Annotated in this window: 20 protein-coding genes and 1 pseudogene; 13 read left to right on the forward strand and 8 right to left on the reverse strand. The window is 65.0% G+C overall.

The genetic code is table 11. The annotated features are described in order from the left end of the window. Window positions 1-105: 105 nt before the first annotated feature. From truA to def, 4 genes are read right to left on the reverse strand one after another with little or no spacing between them, the layout of a single operon-like run. Window positions 106-861: a tRNA pseudouridine(38-40) synthase TruA gene (truA, locus tag EJ069_RS24025; RefSeq protein ID WP_126063422.1), complete on the reverse strand. Its 756-nt coding sequence runs from the start codon at window positions 859-861 to the stop codon at window positions 106-108. Between the two features lie 23 nt (window positions 862-884). Continuing rightward, entirely contained in the window at window positions 885-1,391 is a 507-nt protein-coding gene (locus tag EJ069_RS24030) for an N-acetyltransferase (protein WP_126063423.1), read from the reverse strand. Then, window positions 1,388-2,323, reverse strand: a complete 936-nt coding sequence (gene fmt / locus EJ069_RS24035) for a methionyl-tRNA formyltransferase (RefSeq protein ID WP_126063424.1) — start codon at window positions 2,321-2,323, stop codon at window positions 1,388-1,390. The genes EJ069_RS24030 and fmt overlap by 4 nt, the downstream gene beginning before the upstream one ends. Window positions 2,324-2,381: 58 nt before the next feature. Then, the gene (gene def / locus EJ069_RS24040) at window positions 2,382-2,912 is read right to left on the reverse strand and encodes a peptide deformylase (protein WP_126063425.1); all 531 of its coding nucleotides are present in this window, start codon (window positions 2,910-2,912) and stop codon (window positions 2,382-2,384) included. 103 nt (window positions 2,913-3,015) lie between these two features. Between def and EJ069_RS24045 the strand changes: the two genes are divergently transcribed. Further along, on the forward strand, window positions 3,016-4,263 hold the full coding sequence (locus EJ069_RS24045) for a DNA recombination protein RmuC (protein WP_126063426.1): 1,248 nt from the start codon (window positions 3,016-3,018) through the stop codon (window positions 4,261-4,263). Window positions 4,264-4,266: 3 nt separating this feature from the next. Here EJ069_RS24045 and EJ069_RS24050 read toward each other — a convergent pair whose 3' ends face one another. Together EJ069_RS24050 and EJ069_RS24055 are read right to left on the reverse strand one after the other, a co-directional pair. Then, on the reverse strand, window positions 4,267-4,671 hold the full coding sequence (locus tag EJ069_RS24050; RefSeq protein ID WP_126063427.1) for a GFA family protein: 405 nt from the start codon (window positions 4,669-4,671) through the stop codon (window positions 4,267-4,269). A gap of 37 nt (window positions 4,672-4,708) precedes the next feature. Continuing rightward, window positions 4,709-5,668: a cation diffusion facilitator family transporter gene (locus tag EJ069_RS24055; RefSeq protein ID WP_126063428.1), complete on the reverse strand. Its 960-nt coding sequence runs from the start codon at window positions 5,666-5,668 to the stop codon at window positions 4,709-4,711. Between the two features lie 211 nt (window positions 5,669-5,879). Between EJ069_RS24055 and EJ069_RS33800 the strand changes: the two genes are divergently transcribed. Together EJ069_RS33800 and sugE are read left to right on the forward strand one after the other, a co-directional pair. Then, entirely contained in the window at window positions 5,880-6,005 is a 126-nt protein-coding gene (locus EJ069_RS33800; RefSeq protein WP_095819016.1) for a hypothetical protein, read from the forward strand. A gap of 193 nt (window positions 6,006-6,198) precedes the next feature. Next, window positions 6,199-6,513, forward strand: a complete 315-nt coding sequence (gene sugE, locus EJ069_RS24065; RefSeq protein ID WP_112128924.1) for a quaternary ammonium compound efflux SMR transporter SugE — start codon at window positions 6,199-6,201, stop codon at window positions 6,511-6,513. Window positions 6,514-6,587: 74 nt separating this feature from the next. On the opposite strand, the gene EJ069_RS24070 is transcribed toward sugE, so the two are convergent. After that, window positions 6,588-7,016: a DUF6481 family protein gene (locus EJ069_RS24070; protein WP_042647354.1), complete on the reverse strand. Its 429-nt coding sequence runs from the start codon at window positions 7,014-7,016 to the stop codon at window positions 6,588-6,590. A 234-nt stretch (window positions 7,017-7,250) separates the two neighbouring features. Here EJ069_RS24070 and EJ069_RS24075 point away from each other — a divergent pair, with 234 nt between their 5' ends. The 5 genes and pseudogenes from EJ069_RS24075 to EJ069_RS24095 all read left to right on the forward strand — a co-directional run bounded on the left by EJ069_RS24075 (window position 7,251) and on the right by EJ069_RS24095 (window position 12,384). Further along, the gene (locus EJ069_RS24075) at window positions 7,251-8,303 is read left to right on the forward strand and encodes an LLM class flavin-dependent oxidoreductase (protein WP_126063429.1); all 1,053 of its coding nucleotides are present in this window, start codon (window positions 7,251-7,253) and stop codon (window positions 8,301-8,303) included. 242 nt (window positions 8,304-8,545) lie between these two features. Beyond that, a pseudogene (locus EJ069_RS24080) lies at window positions 8,546-9,597 on the forward strand (AI-2E family transporter). 88 nt (window positions 9,598-9,685) lie between these two features. After that, window positions 9,686-10,507, forward strand: coding sequence for an arylamine N-acetyltransferase (locus EJ069_RS24085; protein WP_126063430.1), 822 nt, complete (start codon window positions 9,686-9,688; stop codon window positions 10,505-10,507). A 3-nt stretch (window positions 10,508-10,510) separates the two neighbouring features. Further along, the gene (locus EJ069_RS24090) at window positions 10,511-11,509 is read left to right on the forward strand and encodes an LLM class flavin-dependent oxidoreductase (protein WP_126063431.1); all 999 of its coding nucleotides are present in this window, start codon (window positions 10,511-10,513) and stop codon (window positions 11,507-11,509) included. Window positions 11,510-11,583: 74 nt separating this feature from the next. Beyond that, entirely contained in the window at window positions 11,584-12,384 is an 801-nt protein-coding gene (locus tag EJ069_RS24095) for an inositol monophosphatase family protein (RefSeq protein WP_126063432.1), read from the forward strand. Here the strand turns inward: EJ069_RS24095 and EJ069_RS24100 are convergent. After that, window positions 12,374-13,393, reverse strand: coding sequence for a LacI family DNA-binding transcriptional regulator (locus tag EJ069_RS24100; RefSeq protein WP_126063433.1), 1,020 nt, complete (start codon window positions 13,391-13,393; stop codon window positions 12,374-12,376). The genes EJ069_RS24095 and EJ069_RS24100 overlap by 11 nt on opposite strands. A gap of 218 nt (window positions 13,394-13,611) precedes the next feature. Here EJ069_RS24100 and EJ069_RS24105 point away from each other — a divergent pair, with 218 nt between their 5' ends. From EJ069_RS24105 to dnaJ, 5 genes are all read left to right on the forward strand, one after another. After that, window positions 13,612-15,192 carry a sugar ABC transporter ATP-binding protein gene (locus EJ069_RS24105; protein ID WP_126063434.1) on the forward strand — a complete coding sequence of 527 codons (1,581 nt, stop codon included), beginning with the start codon at window positions 13,612-13,614 and terminating at the stop codon, window positions 15,190-15,192. Further along, complete coding sequence (locus tag EJ069_RS24110) at window positions 15,189-16,484, forward strand: ABC transporter permease (RefSeq protein ID WP_126063435.1); 1,296 nt, start codon at window positions 15,189-15,191, stop codon at window positions 16,482-16,484. The genes EJ069_RS24105 and EJ069_RS24110 overlap by 4 nt, the downstream gene beginning before the upstream one ends. 18 nt (window positions 16,485-16,502) lie before the next feature. Continuing rightward, window positions 16,503-17,471: a substrate-binding domain-containing protein gene (locus EJ069_RS24115; protein ID WP_126063436.1), complete on the forward strand. Its 969-nt coding sequence runs from the start codon at window positions 16,503-16,505 to the stop codon at window positions 17,469-17,471. 462 nt (window positions 17,472-17,933) lie between these two features. Next, on the forward strand, window positions 17,934-19,850 hold the full coding sequence (gene dnaK, locus EJ069_RS24120; RefSeq protein ID WP_126063437.1) for a molecular chaperone DnaK: 1,917 nt from the start codon (window positions 17,934-17,936) through the stop codon (window positions 19,848-19,850). A gap of 221 nt (window positions 19,851-20,071) precedes the next feature. Next, window positions 20,072-21,199 carry a molecular chaperone DnaJ gene (dnaJ, locus tag EJ069_RS24125; protein ID WP_042647343.1) on the forward strand — a complete coding sequence of 376 codons (1,128 nt, stop codon included), beginning with the start codon at window positions 20,072-20,074 and terminating at the stop codon, window positions 21,197-21,199. Window positions 21,200-21,267: the final 68 nt, after the last annotated feature.

Here is a 21,267-nt window from a genome sequence, read left to right on the forward strand (position 1 = left end):
TTTGGGCCACGAACAGTCGGCCGGCGTCGCGCTTGACAGGTTGGGCCGGTCAGGTGCCTGCCGCCGACTGCCCTGCTCAGGGTCTTCCGGGCCGATGGTTCGGGATCATGTCTCTTTCGGATAATCGACGCCGACGAGAAAAAGCCCGTCCGGCGGTGCCACCTGGCCGCAGGCTGCTCGGTCGCGCGCTTCGAGCGCCGCCTTGAGATCGGCCGCGCGCCAGGAACCGTCGCCGACGCGCCGCAAGGAGCCCACCATCGAGCGAACCTGGTTGTGCAGGAAGGAGCGCGCCGAGCTGCGCACCTCGATGAAATCGCCATCGCGGCTGACGTCGAGGCGGTCAAGCGTGCGGACCGGGCTTTCGGCCTGGCACTGGGTCGACCGGAAGGTGGTGAAGTCGTGCTTGCCGAGCAGCACTTTCGCCGCCTCGTGCATGGCCTCGGCGTCGAGCCGCTTCGGCACCCACCAGACCTTGCCCTTTTCCAGCGCCGCCGGCGCGCGGCGGTTGAGGATGCGGTAGAGATAGTGGCGGCCGGTGGCGGAAAAGCGCGCGTCGAAATCGTCGGCGACGACCGCCGCCTTGAGGATGGCGACGCGCGCGCCGGCCGCCTGCAGATGGGCATTCACCGCATCGCGCACCTTGTCGCCCGACCACGCTTTGGCAAGATCGACATGCGCCACCTGGGCGGTGGCGTGCACGCCGGCATCGGTGCGGCCGGCGGCCCGTATTCTCAGGTCTTCGCCGCAGAACTTTTCGATCGCCTGCTCGATCGCCTGCTGCACCGAGGGCTGGTCGGCCTGATGCTGCCAGCCCGCGAACTGGCTGCCGTCATATTCGATATCGAGCCGAAAACGCGGCATGCCAGCTTGTGCTTTGCCTTAGCCTAGGCGGCCAAGGCGGTGAAAGCGGAAGCGTAGACCAGCCTGCCGGTCTCGGGGGCGTCACCCCAGGCCAGCGCCTGCAGCGCCTCGCCCTGATACTCGCTGTCGAACTTTGCGGCGCGGCCATGGGTGTAGCCGAAGCGGCCATAATAGACCGGATCGCCCAGGACAACTGCCAGCGTCTCGCCGGCTTCCTTGAGGCGGATATGCGCCTCGCGGATCAGCGCACCGCCAATGCCGGTGCCGTGGAAGGAGGGCTCGACCGCCAGCGGCGCCAGCGCGACGGCGGCGAAACGCTTGCCGCCATTCTGCACGTAAAGCCTGGAAAACAGGATGTGGCCGACGACCTGGCCGTCCTCCTCGGCAACCAGCTCGACGACGGCGTCACCGCCGGTGACCAGGGCATCGACCAACCCGGCTTCCGCCTGCTGGCCGAAGGCATGTTCTTCGACGAGGCGGATCGCCTCGCGATCCCGCGGCGTCGCCGCGCGTATCGACATCATGCTCATGTCAGTTTCGTTCCTTTTTCGATCTTGGCTCCGCGCAAGAACTCCTGCGCGGCGGCGGGCCTTCCGCCCGCCCGTTGAACTTCGACCAGCCTGACCGCGCCCGATCCGCAGGCGACCGTCAGCCGGTCATCGAGAATTCCTCCCGACTCGCCGACGCCATCCGAGAGCGTCGAGCGAAGCAGTTTCAGCCGCTCCATGCGGCCGCCAATTTCGACCTCGCACCACGCGCCCGGAAAGGGCGAGAGGCCGCGAATGTGATTGTGGACTTCGCCAGAAGGCCGCGTCCAGTCTACGCGTGTCTCCGATTTATCGATCTTTCCGGCGTAGGTCACCCCTTCCGCCGCCTGCGGGGTAAATGTCAGACAATTTATCCCCAACTGCGCGAGCGCCTCGACCATCAGCGAGGCGCCCTGAACCATCAGGCGGTCATGCAATTCGCCGGCCGTCATATCGGGTGCGATGGCCACTTTTTCAACCAAAGCCACCGGCCCGGTGTCCAGACCCTCTTCCATCTTCATGACCATCATGCCGGTTTCCCTATCGCCGGCCATGATGGCGCGCTGGATGGGAGCAGCACCACGCCAGCGTGGCAAAAGCGAGGCATGGCCGTTCAGGCAGCCGAGCCGCGGCGCGTCCAGAATGGCTTTCGGCAGCAGCAATCCATAGGCGACGACGATGGCGACATCGGCACGAAGGGCCGCGAAAGCCACCTGCGCGGCTTCGCCCTTCAGCGACGTGGGCGTGCGCACGTCCAAGCCCAGCCGCTCGGCCTCGCGCTGCACTGGGGAAGGCGTCAGCTCCAACCCGCGTCGACCGGCGGCACGCGGCGGCTGCGTGTAGACGGCCGCGATCTCGTGACCGGCCTCGGCGATGGCGCGCAGGGTCGGCACGGAAAAATCCGGCGTGCCCATGAAGATGACGCGAAGCGGCATGAGGTCCTGCGATCCTGTTTTGCGGGAGGCTCAGGCGCTCGCGCGGCCGAAACGGCCCTCAGCCCACCATCTTGCCCGGCGCCTTGTCCTTGGCGAGCTTCTTGAACTTGCGCACCACCATGTCGCGCTTCAGCTTCGAGATGTGGTCGATGAACAGCACGCCGTTGAGGTGGTCGATCTCATGCTGCAGGCAGGTGGCCATCAGGCCTTCCGCCTGTATCTCCTGCAATTTGCCGTCGCGGTCGAGATATTTCACCCGCACGGAAGCCGGGCGCTCGACCTCGGCATAATAATCGGGAATCGACAGGCAGCCTTCCTCATAGACGGAACGCTGGTCGGAACTCTCGAGCACTTCGGGATTGATGAAGACATGCGGCTGAGGCTCCTCGCCTTCCTTGGCGAGGTCGATGACCAGCAGCCGACGCGGCTCGCCGATCTGGATCGCCGCAAGGCCGATGCCCGGCGCGTCATACATGGTTTCCAGCATGTCGCCGGCAAGCTTGCGCAAATCGGCATCGACGCGCTCGACCGGCTTGGAAACCTGGCGCAGGATGGGATCGGGAAGAATGATGAGCGGCTTGATCGACATGGCGTCTCACCTAAGACTTCGCTGGAGAAGCGTCAACGGGGGCAGCTTTTCCCTGTTCACGTTTTGATCTGTGCCGGCGATGCGAATCGGTTATGCTGCGCACATGAACGACATGACCTCCATCCTTTCGCAACCGGTCGCGCGGCTCGGCGCCACCACGGTCACGCTCGGCCAGGCGCTTGGTATCGCCACTGTCCTGTTCGTCGTGCTGTTCGCCGCGCTCGTCATCGCCCTGTGGCGCGCCGCCAAGGCGCGCTCGGTCGCCGCGGCGGAAGCGGCCGACCATGCCCGTGACACCGAGGCGCGGATGGCCGACATCATGCAGGCGCAGGCCGAGATGCAGGGGCGCATGGGCGCGATCGCCGACGTGTTCGGCGCCAGGCAGGCGGAGCTCACGCAATCGCTCGGGCAACGGCTCGACGCCATGACCGGCCGCATCGGCCAGACCATGGCCGAGCAGACCAAGTCGACGCATGAAAGCCTGGCCAAGCTGCAGGAGCGGCTGGCGGTGATCGATACCGCGCAGGGCAATATCCAATCCTTGGCCGGCCAGGTCGTGCAGCTGCAGGCGATCCTCTCCAACAAGCAGACGCGCGGCGCCTTCGGCCAATCGCGCATGGAAGCGATCGTCGCCGACGGGCTGCCGCACGGCGCCTATGAGTTCCAGGCCAGCCTCAGCAATGGCAGCCGCCCCGACTGCCTGGTGCGAATGCCCAACGGCGCGCCGATGCTGGCCATCGACGCCAAGTTCCCGCTGGAAGCGTGGAACGCTATCCGCGCCGCCGAGGGCGCCGACATGCAGAAGGTGGCGGCGCAGGCCTTTCGGCGCGACATCGAGGTGCATATCCGCGATATCGCGGAAAAATACCTGATCCAGGGCGAGACGCAGGACACCGCCTTCATGTTCGTGCCGTCGGAATCGGTGTTCGCCGAGATCCACGAGAATTTCGAAGCGGTGGTGCAGAAGGCGCACCGCGCCCGCGTCGTCATCGTCTCGCCCTCGCTGCTCATGCTGTCGATCCAAGTGATTCAGGCGATCCTGAAGGACGCCCGCATGCGCGAGCAGGCGCATCTGATCCAAGGCGAGGTCATCCGGCTGATGGAGGATGTGGCCAGGGTCGACGAGCGGGTGCGGCGGCTGCAGACGCATTTCGGCCAGGCGGCCAAGGACATCGACGACATTCTGGTCTCGACGTCGAAGGTCACCAAGCGCGGCCAGAAGATCGAGGCGCTGGAATTCGCCGAGGGCGAGACCGAGGCGCCGCGCCCGGCGAAGGCCGAAGGGGGCGCGCGGGTGGCGGACTCCAAGACGGGACAGCTCAGGCTGCGAGTCGTTGAGGACGGCGACTGATCCCTACTGCTCCTCGATTGTGGTCATGCCTTCGAATTCCGGCAGCCAGTGCAGCGCCGAGCGGTGCCAGACCTGCCTTCTCGGAACGAGCTCCTCGCGCTGGCGCGCTGTGCCTACCCTGATGCCGTAGATTTTAGGCCCGTCGCCGACTGACGTCGCATAGAGATGCGAGCCGCAGTCGCCGCAGAAGCCTTGTGCGCGCTTGGCGCCGCTCGATCCGGTCTTGATATAGACTTTGGGCGTGCCCTTGGTGATCCGGTAATGCTCTTCTGGCGCCCCCACAGTCACGCGAAAGGCTGTTCCCGTCAGTTGCTGGCAATCCGTGCAATGGCAGATTCCGGTCTTTTCCGGGTCGACCTCCGCCTCATAGGTGATCGCGCCGCAATGGCATCCGCCGTCGATCTTCATCGGCTTGCTCCTCAAAAAATTCGTTGTCGTGTTGAACCTAACCCTCCTCCGAAGCCTCGGCCATGGCCTTGCGCCGCCGCTCCCATGTGCCAGTCGCCTGCGGCTTGACGAAGAGCCTGGAGATTTGCGGCATCTCTTTCTTCAGTCTCGCCTCCAGGCGCTCGACGCAGGCTTCGATGTCGGGCGCGGTGAGGTGATCCTCGAATTCGATGCTCAAGCCCGCGACGATTTCCTCCGGACCGACATGGACGCTCAATATGCCGTTCGCCTGCTGGACGGCCGGGTCCTGCTGGACGATCGCCAGAACCTTCTTCTGGACCTCGGGCGACGCAGGTTCGCCGAGCAGCAGGCCCTTGCTCTCACGCGCCAGAAAAATCGCTGTGGCGCCAAGGATGAGGGCGATGCCAAGAGAACCGAGGCCGTCGAGCTCCGGCCTTTCCAGGAGTTGCGCTGACAGGATGCCGGCGAAGGCGACGACGAGGCCAAGCAGCGCGGCGCTGTCCTCGAACAACACGGTGTAGACGCTCGGATCCTTGCTCGACTGCACGGCCTCGAACCAGCCCTGTCGGCCCTTCTGCCGGCGGAACTCCTTCAGCGCCACCAGCCATGAACTGCCCTCGAACAGGAACGAAAGGCCGAGCACGATATAGTTGACCTTGGCGTTGACGACCGGTTCCGGCGCCATGATGTGGATGATGCCCTCATAGAAGGAAACGCCGGAACCGAGCGCGAACACCAGGAGCGCGACGATGAAACTCCAGAAATAGAGCTCGCGCCCATGGCCGAGCGGATGCGCGCGGTCGGGCGGCCGCGCGGCGCGATGCATGCCGTAGAGGAGCAGCGTGCCATTGCCGGTGTCGACCAGCGAATGCACGCCTTCCGACAGCATGGCGGACGAACCGGTGAAGGCTGCCGCCACGAATTTGGTGACCGCGATCGCCAGATTGCCGGCGAGCGCGGCGTAGATCACCCGTCTCGATCCGCTATGTCCTGCCATCCGATCCCCGGCTTGCCCTGCGCGCGAGCTTAGCGGCCCGCCCGGCAAAGCTCTACAGACAATGCGCCAGTCCATGCGAGGTTTCGAACTGGCGTCGCGACCTCAAAATCGGTTGACAGCCGGCCGGCCGGCTTAGCAAAGCCGCACTGCCTCTTGCAGTCCGTCACTTCTCTTGTTTCACTCGGATTGCCCACAATCGGAGGAGCGAATCATGGCTAAAGGTGCGATGAAGGCGGGCAAGGAAGCCCGCAAGCCGAAGAAGGACGCCAAGAAGCCCGCCGCGGCCCCGGCTCCCAAGGCGCCGCCGGTCAAGGCGATGCGCATCAAGGAAAAGTAAGCGGCCCGATTCGGTCGGCCGACTCGATGCAGGCTTGAACCGGCGGCATCACAATGCTGCCGGTGTTTTGTTGATCGCAAAACAGGCCATCCTATATCCAAGGAGCGAGGACGACCTCGCTTCCCCGAAAAACCGGCCGGGACGACCCGCCACCAAGCATCTCAGGCGATGCTGGAATGACGGAGCGTTTTCGATGTCCTGGATCTTTCTTTTCTTCGCCGGCCTGTTCGAGATCGGCTGGGCGATCGGCCTCAAATACACCGACGGCTTCTCCAGGCCGCTGCCGACCCTTCTCACCATCGCCTCGATGATCGTCAGCCTCGGCCTGCTCGGCCTGGCGCTGAAGACGCTGCCCGTCGGCACGGCCTATGCCGTATGGACCGGCATCGGCACCGTCGGCACGGCGCTGCTCGGCATCTGGCTGCTCGGCGAGCCCGCGACCGTCGTCCGCCTGGCTTGCATCGGCCTGATCGTCTGCGGCATCGTCGGGCTGAAGCTGGTAGCCTAAATTTAGGGCTGACAGCACGAACGCGTTCAGGGCCGCTTTTGGCGACCCTGACCGATCTTCCAAACAACCCGAACTTAGCGGGCGGAGAAGCCCGGAGGCGTCCTGCCGACGCGCGCCTTGCGGGCGGCGTAGCGTGCGTCACGCTTGGCCTTGCGCGCGGCCTCGTCGGCAAGCTCGAGCGCGATGCGCTCTGCTTCCTCGGCCTCGCGGATTTTGGCCTCGGCGGCAGCGGCCTCTTCGGCTGCGATGCGCGCCGCTTCGGCGGCGGCTTCGCGTTCGGCCTTCTCGGCCGCTTCGCGAGCCAGCTTCTCCTGCTTCAGCCTTGCTTTCTCCGCTTCGCGGATGGCGCGGGCCTCGAGGATCGCCTTGCGTTCGGCCTGGCGCGCCAGCACAGCGGGATCATCCGCCGCCGGCTTTGCCTTGAAGCGCGCGAGCAGCGCCTTCTTTGCCTCGTTCGCGGCATTGCGCCGCTCGAAAATGTCTTTTTCCCTGTAGATAGCCAAGTGTACTTCCCTGCAGTCTATTCGCGACGCTTACATACGCGTGAAAGCGCCGAGTTCAAGCGTCAAAACGGTATGCCAGCCATGAAAAAACCGGGCTTGTTGCCGCAGGGATACGGCTTGGCGATGCGCGATGCACTGTTCACCGATCGCGCCTCTGGCGGGCGGCAAGGCATACGGCTACCTAGAGCGCCAACAGGCAAAAACCCCATATGAACAGGTTCAGGACGCAACCAGATGGAACTCGGTCTCTACACTTTTGCCGATGTCAGCCCGGAGCCGGGTCCCGGCGCCATCGGTCCGCATGAGCGGCTGCGCAACCTCATCGAGGAAATCGAGCTGGCCGACCAGGTCGGCCTCGACGTGTTCGGACTCGGCGAGCATCACCGCCCCGACTATGCCGCCTCCGCGCCGGCCGTGGCGCTTGCCGCGGCGGCCGAGCGCACCAAGAAGATCCGGCTCACCAGCGCGGTCACCGTGCTTTCCTCCGACGATCCGGTGCGCGTCTTCCAGCAATTCGCCACGCTCGACCTTCTGTCCAACGGCCGCGCCGAGATCATGGCGGGGCGCGGCTCCTTCATCGAATCCTTCCCGCTGTTCGGCTACAATCTGGAAGACTATGACGAGCTTTTCGCTGAGAAGCTCGATCTGTTGCTCGCCATCCGCGACCAGGTGAAGGTGACGTGGCAGGGCAAGCTGCGCGCGCCGATCAACGGGCGCGGCGTCTACCCGCGTCCCTTCCAGGACAAGCTGCCGATCTGGATCGCCATCGGCGGCACGCCGCAATCCGCAGCCCGCGCCGGCGTGCTCGGCCTGCCGCTGGCTTTGGCCATCATCGGCGGCGAGCCGGCGCGTTTCGCGCCGCTGTTCGATATCTATCGCGAGGCGGCGCGCCGCGCCAACACCGATCCAGCTTCGCTTGCGACCAGCATCAACGTGCACGGCTTCATTGCCGAGACAACCGAACAGGCGGCCGACGACTTCTACGGACCGCAGGCGGAGGTGATGAACCGCATCGGGCGCGAGCGCGGCTGGGGCCCGACCTCGCGGGCGCATTTCGACCAGGCGCGGAGTCCCAATGGGGCGCTCTTCGTCGGCAACCCCGAGCAGGTGGCTGAAAAGATCGTCGCCCAGCACAGGATCTTCAACAACGACCGCTTCCTGCTGCAGATGGCGATCGGCACCATGCCGCATGCCAAGATCATGAAGGCGATCGAGCTCTACGGCACCAAGGTGGCGCCGATCGTGCGCAAGGAGACGGCCAAGACGGCGCCAGCGCCGGCTGCCTGACGAGCGATCCGCTCCAAACCGGCCCCCGGATGCGGAAAGCCGGCTCTTGGAACCTTGCCCGGAACTCCCGCGTTTCGGGCACAGGCCCGCCATGCATTATCGGCTGGCGGCTTGCAAGGGAACCGATGAAAGCCGAACAGATCGCTTCGGGCGCAAGCGCTGCCGAAAGCCCTGACCCGCGTGCCGATGCCAGGGCGGACATACGCCTGATGCGGTCGCTGGTGATCGGGATCTTCATTCTGATGACGGCAGCGGCGCTGTACTTCGCCCGCGCCTTCTTCATGCCGGTGATGCTTGCCTTCCTGCTGGCGCTGACGCTGACGCCGATCGTGCGCTTTCTGAGAAAGCACGGGATCCCCGAAGTGGTGTCGGCGACGCTGCTGGTGCTGCTGTCGATCTTCATTTTCACCGCCGCCGGCTATCTGCTCAGCGGCCCGATCATCGACCTCATCAACAACTCCTATTCGATCGGCCAGCAGCTGACCGAGCGGCTGGCGCCGTTCAGGCGGCCGCTCGAACGAATGATGGACCTCGCGCATCAACTGGAAGCGCTGACCGAGACCTCCCAGGAGCCCGGCCTGCAGCGGGTCGCGGTGGCGCCTTCCGGCATCCTCTCAACCGCGGCCAGCAACATCCTGGAAGCAGGCACCGCGATCACCATCGTCTTCGTGCTGTCGCTGTTCCTGCTCGCCTCCGGCACATTGTTCTACGAGAAGATCGTCCAATCCTTCGCCAGCATGACGCAGAAGAAGCGGGCGCTGCGCGTCGTCTATGACGTCGAGCGCGAGATTTCGCACTATCTCCTCACGGTCTCCATCATCAATGTCAGTCTCGGCACGGTGATCGGGTTGGGCCTCTGGGGGCTCGGCATGCCCAACCCATTGGTCTGGGGGCGATGGCGGCCTTGCTCAATTTCCTGCCCTATGTGGGCGCGCTGATGACCGTCCTGATTGTCGCCGTCATTGCGCTGATCAGCTTCGACACGATCGCCTATGCGCTCTTGGCGCCGGCCTTCGTGGTGCTGTGCGACATTATCGAAGGCCAGTTCGTGACACCGATGGTGGTCGGGCGGCGTCTTGAGATCAACGCCGTGGCGATCTTCATCGCCATCGCCTTCTGGTCCTGGCTGTGGGGCTTCGTCGGCGCGCTGATGGCGGTGCCGCTGCTGGTCGTCATCAAGGTGTTTTGCGACCATTTCGAAAGCCTGAGCCCATTCGGCAATTTCCTGGCGGCGCAGCAAGCAACTGTCGTCGATGACGAGCCGGCCGAGAACAACCACAATCAAGCAGGCTGAGGGCTGGCCCAATCCCAAATCCCGGCCATTGTTTGCGACACCGGTGACCAGTGCCTATATCGGACCGGTCAAGCCGGACCGTCCCTGAATGAGCGACTTCGATCTCGATGGCTATTTCGCCCGCATCGGTCACGGCGGACCGGCCGACGCTTCGCTCGCCACGCTGCGGGCGCTGCACGCCGCGCACCCGCGGGCGATCCCGTTCGAGAACATCGATGCCTTGATGGGCGTTTCCGTCGGCCTCGACGTCGCTTCACTGCAGGACAAGATTTTTCGCCAGGGCCGCGGCGGCTATTGCTTCGAGCACAATCTGATCTTCATGCACGCGCTTGGCGCGCTGGGCTTCACCGTCAGCGGGCTTGCCGCCCGCGTGCTGTGGGGCCAGCCGGAGGACGCGGTCACCGCGCGCAGCCACATGCTGCTGCGCATCGAGCTTGGCGGCCGCACTTACATCGCCGATGTCGGCTTCGGCGGCCTGACGCTGACGGCGCCGCTGCTTTTGGAAGCCGGGCTCGCGCAGCAGACGCCGCACGAAACCTTCCGCCTCGTCGAGACCGGCGGACAATTCCGCCTGCAGGCCGATATCGGCGGTGATTGGCGCACGCTCTACCGCTTCGACCTGAGCCAGGCCTATGAGGTCGACTACCGGGTCGCCAGCCATTTCCTGTCGACGCATCCGAGCTCGCATTTCCTGTCGACGCTGGTCGCCGCGCTCGCTTTGCCCGACCGGCGCTACGCGCTGCGCAACAACCGGCTGTCGACGCATCATGCCGGCGGCCGCAGCGAGCAGCGCGAGATCGCGACGGCCGCCGAGCTCGCCGACGTGCTGGAGAACCAGCTCGCCATCGTCATTCCCGACCGCGCCGCCTTCGAGGCGAGGCTCAGGGAAAAACGCATCGTGGAGACCTGACCAATGACCGCCCTTTCGGTTCTCGACCTGTCGCCGATCACCCAAGGCAGCACCGTCTCGCAGTCGCTCGCCAATTCGCTCGACCTTGCCCGCCATGCCGAGCGCCTGGACTACAAGCGCTACTGGCTGGCCGAGCACCACAACATGCCGGGCATTGCAAGCGCCGCGACCTCCGTCGTGATCGCGCATGTCGCCGGCGGCACCAAGTCGATCCGCGTCGGCGCCGGCGGCATCATGCTGCCCAACCATGCGCCGCTGGTGATCGCCGAGCAGTTCGGCACGCTGGCCGCGCTTTTTCCCGGGCGCATCGACCTCGGCCTCGGCCGCGCGCCGGGCACCGACATGCTGACCGCGCGGGCGCTGCGCCGCAACCTGGAGTCCGCCGACAACTTCCCGCAGGACGTGGTCGAGTTGATGGGCTATTTCCAGCCGGCCGAGGAAGGCCAGCGCATCCGCGCCGTGCCGGGCGAGGGCCAGACCGTGCCGGTCTGGATCCTCGGCTCCAGCCTCTATGGCGCGCAGCTCGCAGCGCTTCTCGGCCTGCCCTACGCCTTCGCCTCGCATTTCGCGCCGGCCGAGCTCGACCACGCGCTGGAGGTTTATCGCACGCGCTTCCAGCCCTCCGCGCAGCTCGACAAGCCCTATGTCATGCTCGGCCTCAATGTCTCTGCCGCGCCGACGGACGCGGAGGCGAAGCTGTTGTTCAGCTCGCTGCAGCAGGCTTTCGTCAATCTGCGCAGCGGCCGGGCCGGGCAATTGCCGCCGCCGGTCGAGAATTACGACCGCGATCTCGACCCGATGGCGAAAACCATGCTTGCCCAGGCGCTGTCCTGCGCCGTTGTCGGTTCGCCGGAGACGGTGCGCCAGGGCATCGACGCCTTCGTCCGCCGCACCGGCGCCGACGAATTGATGGTGACGGCGCAGATCTTCGATCACGCGGCGCGCGTGCGCTCCTACGAGATCCTCGCCGACGTGCACAAATCGATGTCGAAGGCGGCGTGATCGCGCCGTCACTTTTACCTGACATATTGGTCTGTTAAGGGCGCGCAGATGTCCCTCTCAGCCAAGAGTTCCCCGTGACCAAAGATCTCGACGACCGCATGCATTTTGCCATCGACCTGGGGCGGCGCGCCGGCGAGCTGGGGCTGAAATATTTCCGCGACCTCGACAATCTGGCCGTCGAGAGCAAGGGGCATCAGGATCTGGTTTCGGAAGCCGACCGCGAGGTCGAGCTGTTCATTCGCGCGGCGATCGCCGAGGCCTATCCGCAAGACGGCATCATCGGCGAGGAGCATGCTGCGGTGACCGGAACAACCGGCCATGTCTGGGTGATCGACCCGATCGACGGCACCGCCAATTTCGTGCGCGGCATTCCCGCCTGGTGCGTGGTGATCGCCTGCGCCAGGGACGGCGAGACAGTGGTCGGCGTCATCCATGAGCCTTCGACCGACGAGACGTTCTACGGCCGGCTGGGCGGCGGCGCCTTCCTCAACGGCAAGCCGATCAAGACCAGCAATGCCGCGTCGCTTTCCGAGGGCGCCGTCGGCACCGGGCTGTCCAACCGCGCCTCGACCAAGAATGTCGTCACTCTCATCAGCCTGATCATGGCCCAGGGCGGCGTCTTCTACCGCAATGCTTCCGGAGCGCTGATGCTCGCCTATGCGGCGTCCGGCCGGCTGCTCGGCTATGTCGAGGAGCACATGAACGCCTGGGACTGCCTCGCCGGCATGCTGCTGGTCGAAGAGGCCGGCGGCACGGTGCTCAGAGCGGATCCGAAGACGGTGCTCGACCAGGGCACGCAGGTGATCACCGGCGGCAGCCGCATCTTCCCGAGATTGCAGGCGCTGTGCGCGGAGGCCTTCGAACCTACGCACTGACGCTCTGCGCGATCGCGCCCAGCGGCCGGCAGGAATTGCGGATCATCAGCCGGCCTTTCAGCACCAGCTTGCGCGGCGGCGCGTCGCGGTTGCCGGCCAGTCGGTCGAGCAGGAGGTTCGCCGCCTGCTCGCCGATCGCCTGCACCGGCTGCGCCACGGTGGTCAGCTGCGGCACGAACACGTCCGACCAGGGAAAGTCGTCGAAGCAGGCGACCGAAATGTCCTCGGGGCAAGATAGGCCGATGTCGCGGATCGCCTTCATCGTGCCGATCACCATCGGGTTGTTGGCCGAGAAGATCGCGCTTGGCCGGTCGTGCAGTGACAAGAGCTGCATGGTGGCGTTGTAGCCGTCGATCTCGTGGAAATTGCCGGAGCGTATGAGTTCCTCCGCCACCGGCAGGCCGGCCGCCTGCAGCGCCTCGCGGTAGCCGATCATGCGGTCATGCATGGGGGATATGTCGGAGGTGCCGGTGATGTAGCCGATGCGCCGGTGTCCGAGATGGATCAGATAGGTGACGGCGTCGAACACGGCGCGCTGGTTGTCCAGCACCACCGCATCGGTGTCGACGCCTTCGCAGAGACGGTCGAGCAGCACCACCGGCACGTTGGTGTCCTCGACGATGCCCTTCAGAAGGCCGCCATCGCCGACGCGCGCGACGATCAGCCCGTCGACCATGCGGTCGAGCAGCAGGCGGATCTGCTCGTCCTGCGTGTTCAGATCCTCGTCGGTGCAGCACAGCATGACCGCATAGCCGGCGCGGTCGAAGGCCTGCTGGATGACCGAGACGACATCGGTGAAGAACGGGTTGGTGATGTGCGGCACGGTGAGGCCGATGGTGCGCGTTGTGCCCATCTTCAGGCTGCGGGCGATGGCGTTGCGCTTGTAGCCGATGTCGCGGATCGCCTGCTCGATGCGTTGCGTAAGCTCGGGACTGACGGTGGCCGTGCCGTTCAGCAATGCCGACACGGTTGCCACCGACACACGCGCCGCCTCCGCCACATGCAGCATGGTCGGCGCCGTGGATTTCCGCTGTTTTTTCCGCCCTGACGCCATCATTTTCGAAACGTTTAGCCGCCCTTATCTGGCTAAACCTACGTAAAGCCGCCATTTTTCGCAAGAATTGAAATGCATCAATCCTCAGAGAACAGATAGGCGCTTGACACGTTCGAAACGTTTCGATTAGCGTTCAAGTCGCCGAAGACGACGGAGGGAGGCCGTCCTTTGTCATGCAGCGCGCTGGCTCCATCACGACGGAAGACGTGACGGCCAACGGTCCGACCGTCGTCCTGAGCGCGACCGGCATTTCCAAGCGGTTCGGCGGCATCACCGCGCTGTCCGATGTCAGCCTGGACCTCAGGCGGGGCGAGGTGCATGCGCTGATGGGCGAGAACGGCGCCGGCAAGTCGACCCTGATGAAGATCCTCTCGGGCGTCTATACCGACTACGAAGGCACTGTCGCCATCGACGGCGAGGCGGTCCGTTTCGCCGGTGTTCGCGACGCCGAGGACGCCGGCATCGCCATCATCCATCAGGAGCTCAACCTCGTCCCCGAGCTCAGCGTCGCCGACAACATCTTCCTCGGCCGCGAGAAGCTGATCGCCGGGCTGGTGGTGGACCGCAAGGCGAGCAGCCGCGCGGCAAAAGCGCTGTTGGAGCGTCTCGGCATCGAGCTCGATCCGGAAGCGCGGGTCGGCCGGCTCAGGGTCGGCGAGCAGCAGCTGGTGGAGATCGCCAAGGCGCTGTCGAAATCGGCGCGCATCCTGATCATGGACGAACCGACATCGGCGCTGTCGCCGGCCGAGTGCGAGCGACTGTTCCGCATCATCCGCCAGCTCGCGGCAAGCGGCGTCGCCATCGTCTACATCTCGCACCGCATCGACGAGGTCATGCATCTGGCAAGCCGGGTGACCGTGCTGCGCGACGGGCGTCACGTGCTGACCAACGATATGGCGGCGCTGAACGAAGACGCCATCATCTCGGCCATGGTCGGCCGCGATCTTATGGCGTCCTCCGATCATCAGCGCGGTCCGGGCGGCAAGGCTGTGCTCGCGGTCAGGGACCTGTCGCTGTCGAAGCCGGACCGGCATGGCTGGCGCAGCGTGATCGAGGGCGTGAGCTTCGATCTTTCGGCGGGCGAAATCCTCGGCATAGGCGGGCTGCTGGGTTCCGGCCGCAGCGAAATCCTGGAAGCGATCTTCGGCTCCAGCGACGGCCGCACCGGCGGCGAGATCAAGCTCGACGGCGCGCCGGTCGAGATCGGCTCGCCGCGCGAGGCGCGCCGGCTAGGCATCGCCCTGGTGACCGAGGACCGCAAGACGCAAGGCCTGCATCTCACGGCCTCGATCACCGACAATGTCGCCTTGCCACTGGTCGGCGCGCTGGCGCGCTTCGGCCTGCGCTCGCGTTCGGGCGAGCAAAGCCTGGCGCGCGAGGCCGTGAGCGCGCTTGGCATACGCTGCGAAAGCATCGAGCAGGCCGCCGGCACGCTGTCGGGCGGCAACCAGCAGAAGGTGGTGATCGGCAAATGGCTGGCGACACGGCCGCGCGTGCTTCTGCTCGACGAGCCGACGCGCGGCATCGATGTCGGCGCCAAGCGCGAGATCTACGACCTCATCTTCAAACTCGCCGGCGACGGGCTGGCGATCGCCGTGATCAGCTCGGAACTCCCCGAGCTCCTGCATCTGGCCGACCGCATCCTGGTCATGGCGGAGGGCCGCCAGCGCGGCATCCTGTCCCGCACCGAAGCCAGCGAGGAGGCGATCATGCGGCTTGCCGCGCCCAGAAGGACCGCGAGACCTGCCGCATGAACCTCATCAGCCTTGTCTCCCGCACCAAGCTTTACTGGGGGCTGATCGCCATCTTCCTGATCGGCGTCTTCGGCTCGCCGATCAGTTCCAAGGGCAACAACATCTTCCTGTCCTACGGCAACCTGCTCGACGTGCTGCGCCAGGTGTCGACCACCGGCCTCATCGCCACGGGGATGACGGCGGTGATCCTGACCGGCGGCATCGATCTGTCCGTCGGCTCGCTGATGGCGATCTGCTCGGTGGTCTGCGCCATGCTGCTCACCGTGCCGGGCGTCACGCCGTCGGCGGCGCTTGGCGTGCCGACAACCGCGCTGGTGGCTCTCTGCCTCGGCGCGCTCGTCACCCGCTTCATCCTGCTCAACATCCAGAAATCCCGCGCCGGTGCGGAAGCCGGGCGCGACGTGCGGCTGGACACGACGCGCGGGCTGGTCATCCCGGGCGTCGTCGGCGTGATCCTTTGCGGCCTCTCGCTGTGGTATCTGCTGCCGCAGGTCGAGACCAAGTTCGGCGTGCTCGGCGTGCTTCTGGTGGCGCCTTGCGTCGGCTTGCTGTTCGGCACCATCAACGGCTTCATCATCGTCGCCGGCCGCCTGCAGCCCTTTATCGTCACGCTGGCGATGATGGTGACGGCGCTCGGCATCGCCAGGCTGACCGCCGGCCAGAACAATGCGGTGCTGCCGGTCTATACCGGCTCCAACGCCACGGAAGAGTTCGAGATCCTGCGCTCGCTGGTGTTCGGCGTCGTGCCGATGCCAGGCCTGTTCTTCCTCGGCGCGGTCCTGATCTATGGCGCGGTGCTGCGCTTCACGCCCTTCGGCCGCTATGTCTACGCCATCGGCGGCAATGAGGAGGCGGCCAGGCTTTCCGGCATCGCGGCGGGACGCGTCAAGATCGCCACCTATGCGGTGTCCGGCCTGCTCGCCGGCATCGCGGCGGTGCTCTACGTGGCGCAATACCGGCAAGGCAAGCCGGATGCCGGCGCGGGGCTGGAGCTCGACGCCATCGCCGCCGTGGTCATCGGCGGCACCAGCCTGATGGGCGGGCGAGGCAGCCTGATCGGCACCTTCTGCGGCGTGCTGATCTTCGGACTGCTGTCCAACATCCTGCAACTGCACAACATCAATTCGAACCTTCAGCTGGTGCTGAAGGGGGCGATCATCATCGGCACGGTGCTCGTTCAGGAGCGCAACGCCGGCGACATCTTAAGCTATCTGCGCCTGCCCGGCGGACGGGCGGCGCAAAAGGAAACGGCCGCGGCCAAGCGGCCGTCACAGGAGACCTCGTCTCTATAATCCGGAGGAAACAGGACCATGAAACGACGTGAAATGCTGAAGCTCGCCACTTTCGCGGCGGCACTTCTGACGACCACCGCAATTCTGTCCGGCAACCATGCCTTTGCCCAGGACAAGAAGTGGAAGATCGGCTTCTCGCAGGTGACGACCATCGAGCCCTGGCGCGCCCAGTTCAACAAGGACATCATCGCCGAGGCCGCCAAGCATCCGGAAGTCGAGCTGATCATCACCGACGGCGAGGACAAGACCGAGAAGCAGGTCGCCGACGTCGAGAACCTGATCCGCCAGGAGGTCGACGCGCTGCTGGTGTCGCCGAAGGAATCGGCCGGCCTCACCGGCGTGGTGCAGCAGGCGATCGACGCCAAGATCCCGGTCTTCGTGCTCGACCGCAACGTCGACACCAAGGACTACACGCAGTTCGTCGGCGGCGACAACAAGCTGATCGGCCGGGCTGCCGGCGAATATGCCGTCGAGCTCCTGGGCGGCAAGGGCAAGGCCGCCGGCAACGTCGTCGAGATCTGGGGCGGCATGGGCACGCAGCCGGCGCATGACCGCCATGACGGCTTCCATGAATTCACCGACAAGGAGCCGGGCATCAAGTACCTGCTCGACCAGCAGTCGGGCGACTGGAAGCAGGACCAGGCCTACAACATCATGGCCAACGCGCTGAAGACCAACGAGAAGATTGACCTCGTCTACGGCCACAACGACCCGATGGCCTATGGCGCCTATCTCGCGGCCAAGGATGTCGGGCGCGAGAAGGACATAAAGTTCATCGGCATCGACGGCCTGCCCAACGAAGGCGTGCAGATGGTGAACAAGGGCGAGCTGACGGCGACCTTCACCTATGTGACGCCGGGCGCCGAGGGCCTGCGCCAGGCGATCAAGTTCCTGAACGGCGAGAAGGTCGAGAAGACCATCACGCTGCCGACGGAAAGGATCACCAAGGAAAACGCTGCCAAGATCCTCAAGGACAACGGGCTCTAAGTCCGGAACCCTGCCGGGCCACGCGCCCGGCAGGGTTCTGCCCGAGCGCGAGGCGCTCCCATTCCTTGGCCGCCGGATGCGCGAAGCGTCGCCGAGACGCCAATTTTCCGGCCTTTCGCGACCGAAAGTCACGCCCGCCGAGGCGAGCGTTGCCCTCGCCGGATGATGGCTGCAAGCACCGCCAGCGGCGTCGCGTCCAAAAAATTCAGCCGGAACAATAAGATAGCGCGGGCTCGCGCCGAGCGCGCTACAAAGCGCGGCGGATCGCTTCCCAAGCCTTGCCGAGACAATGAACAGCTTGCGCAGAATGCTTGCGCCCCGTATCGGCTGTTCTTATATACGCCCCAGCCGTCCCGGCCCCCGAAAACCGGTGACCATGACGGGATTTCTTGTGAACAGGGGCTTTCGTCGGAACGCCTTTTGAAGGGTCCTGAGAGCCTGCTTAGAGGAGAGACTAGAACAATGGCAAAAGTTATCGGTATCGATCTCGGCACCACCAATTCCTGCATCGCCATCATGGATGGCAAGGACCCCAAGGTGATTGAGAATGCTGAGGGCGCGCGCACGACGCCTTCCATCGTCGCCATCTCGAATGACGGCGAACGTCTCGTCGGACAGCCGGCCAAGCGCCAGGCGGTCACCAATCCTGAAAACACCATCTTCGCGGTCAAGCGCCTGATCGGCCGCCGCTATGACGACCCGGTGACGGAGAAGGACAAGAAGCTTGTCCCCTACAAGATCGTCAAGGGCGACAATGGCGACGCCTGGGTCGAGGCCGGCGGCAAGAAGCAGTCGCCCAGCCAGATCTCGGCCATGATCCTGCAGAAGATGAAGGAGACGGCGGAAGCCTATCTCGGCGAGAAGGTCGAGAAGGCGGTCATCACCGTTCCGGCCTATTTCAACGACGCCCAGCGCCAGGCGACCAAGGACGCCGGCAGGATCGCCGGCCTCGAGGTGCTGCGCATCATCAACGAGCCGACGGCTGCGGCGCTTGCCTACGGCCTGGAGAAGAAGGACGGCAAGACCATCGCCGTCTATGACCTTGGCGGCGGCACCTTCGATATTTCCGTGCTCGAGATCGGCGACGGCGTGTTCGAGGTGAAGTCGACCAATGGCGACACCTTCCTCGGCGGCGAGGACTTCGACATGCGGCTCGTCGAATATCTGGCGGCCGAGTTCAAGAAGGAACAGGGCATCGACCTCAAGGCCGACAAGCTCGCGCTGCAGCGCCTGAAGGAAGCGGCCGAAAAGGCCAAGATCGAGTTGTCGTCGACGACCCAGACCGAGATCAACCTGCCCTTCATCACCGCCGACGCCACTGGCCCGAAGCACCTGACGATGAAGCTCACCCGGGCGAAGTTCGAAAGCCTGGTCGAGGATCTCGTGCAGCGCACGATCGAGCCCTGCAAGGCGGCGCTCAAGGACGCCGGCCTGAAGGCCGGCGAGATCGACGAAGTAGTCCTGGTCGGCGGCATGACTCGCATGCCCAAGATCCAGGAGATCGTGAAGCAGTTCTTCGGCAAGGAGCCGCACAAGGGCGTCAACCCGGATGAGGTCGTCGCGCTCGGCGCCGCCATCCAGGCCGGCGTGCTGCAGGGCGACGTCAAGGACGTGCTGTTGCTCGACGTGACGCCGCTGTCGCTGGGCATCGAGACGCTGGGTGGCGTGTTCACCCGACTGATCGAGCGCAACACGACGATCCCGACCAAGAAGAGCCAGACCTTTTCGACCGCCGAGGATTCGCAGTCGGCTGTGACGATCCGCGTCTTCCAGGGCGAGCGCGAAATGGCGGCGGACAACAAGCTGCTCGGCCAGTTCGACCTGGTCGGCATCCCGCCGGCGCCGCGCGGCGTGCCGCAGATCGAAGTCACCTTCGACATCGACGCCAACGGCATCGTCAACGTCTCGGCCAAGGACAAGGGCACCGGCAAGGAGCACCAGATCCGCATCCAGGCTTCGGGCGGCCTGTCCGACGCCGACATCGAGAAGATGGTGAAGGACGCCGAGGCCAATGCCGACGCCGACAAGAAGCGCCGTGCCCTCGTCGAGGCCCGCAACCAGGCCGAAGCGCTGGTGCATTCGTCCGAGAAGTCGCTGAAGGATTATGGCGACAAGGTCTCGGATGCTGACCGCACCGCGATCTCCGACGCCATCGCCGCGCTGAAGACCGCCGCCGAAGGCGACGATCCGGCCGATATCGAGGCCAAGTCGCAGTCGCTCGCCGAAGTGTCGATGAAGCTCGGCCAGGCCATGTACGAGGCCTCGCAGAAGGAAGCGGCCGAAGCCGACGCCAAGGCGGATGCCGCCAAGGATTCGGACGTGGTCGACGCCGACTTCGAGGAAATCGACGAAGACGACGACAAGAAGAAGTCGGCCTGAGCCGGCTGACGGCGAATAAGTGCAAAAGCCCGGCGCAAAGCCGGGCTTTTTTGCAACCTTCGTTGAAAAAGTACGGGCCTGCTTGAAAAAGTGACGGAAAAAACCGGAGCGAGCCTGCTTGGTACTAGCATCCGGGAAACATCGCTCCTAAATCCAAGGCCATGCCGGCAAACGTCGCCAACAATGCTTGAAGACATTGAGCATCCGGACAGCGGGAAAAAATGAAAGCTGATTTCTACGAAACGCTGGGCGTGCAAAAAGGCGCCGACGAAAAGGAACTCAAGAGCGCTTTTCGCAAGCTCGCCATGCAGTTCCATCCCGACCGCAACCCCGGCGACCATGCCTGCGAGCACAAGTTCAAGGAAATCAACGAAGCCTACGAGACGCTGAAGGACCCGCAGAAGCGGGCCGCCTATGACCGCTTCGGTCACGCCGCCTTCGAGGGCGGCATGAACGGCGCCGCGCACGGCTTCGGCGCCGGCGGCTTCGCCGACATCTTCGAGGATATTTTCGGCGACATGATGGGCGGCCGCCAGCGCCGCTCGTCGGGCGGCCGCGAGCGCGGCGCCGACCTGCGCTACAACATGGAAATCACGCTGGAAGAGGCCTTTTCCGGCAAGACGGCGCAGATCCACGTGCCGGCTTCCATCTCCTGCTCGGAATGCTCCGGCAGCGGCGCCAAGCCCGGCACGCAGCCGGTGACCTGCTCGATGTGCCACGGCCACGGCAAGGTGCGCGCCACGCAAGGTTTCTTCTCGATCGAGCGCACCTGCCCGCAATGCCAGGGCCGCGGCCAGACGATCAAGGACCCTTGCCCGAAATGCGCTGGACAGGGCCGCGTCACCGAGGAGCGCTCGCTGTCGGTCAACATCCCGGCCGGCATCGAGGACGGCACCCGCATCCGGCTTGCCAATGAGGGCGAGGCGGGCCTGCGCGGCGGGCCGTCCGGCGACCTTTACATCTTCCTGGCGGTGAAGCCGCACGAATTCTTCCAGCGCGATGGCGCCGATCTCTATTGCAAGGTGCCGATCTCGATGACGACGGCCGCCCTTGGCGGCTCCTTCGAGGTCACTACGCTCGACGGCACCCAGACCAAGGTCAAAGTGCCGGAAGGCACCCAGAACGGCCGCCAGTTCCGCCTCAAGGGTAAGGGCATGCCGGTGCTGCGCCAGCCCAATGTCGGCGACCTCTACATCCAGACGGCGGTCGAGACGCCGCAGAATCTTTCGCGCCGCCAGCGCGAATTGCTGGAAGAGTTCGAGCAGCTCTCCTCGAAGGACAACTCGCCTCAGTCGAGCGGCTTCTTCGCCCGCATGAAGGACTTCTTCGAGTCGTTCGGCGAAAACTGATCGTCACGCCCCACATTGTGCACGGCTTGGGAGGGGCGATCCGCTTCCCAAGCGTCATCAACACCTTA

The sequence above is a fragment of the Mesorhizobium sp. M2A.F.Ca.ET.043.05.1.1 genome, assembly GCF_003952445.1.
Classification (GTDB): Bacteria; Pseudomonadota; Alphaproteobacteria; order Rhizobiales; family Rhizobiaceae; genus Mesorhizobium.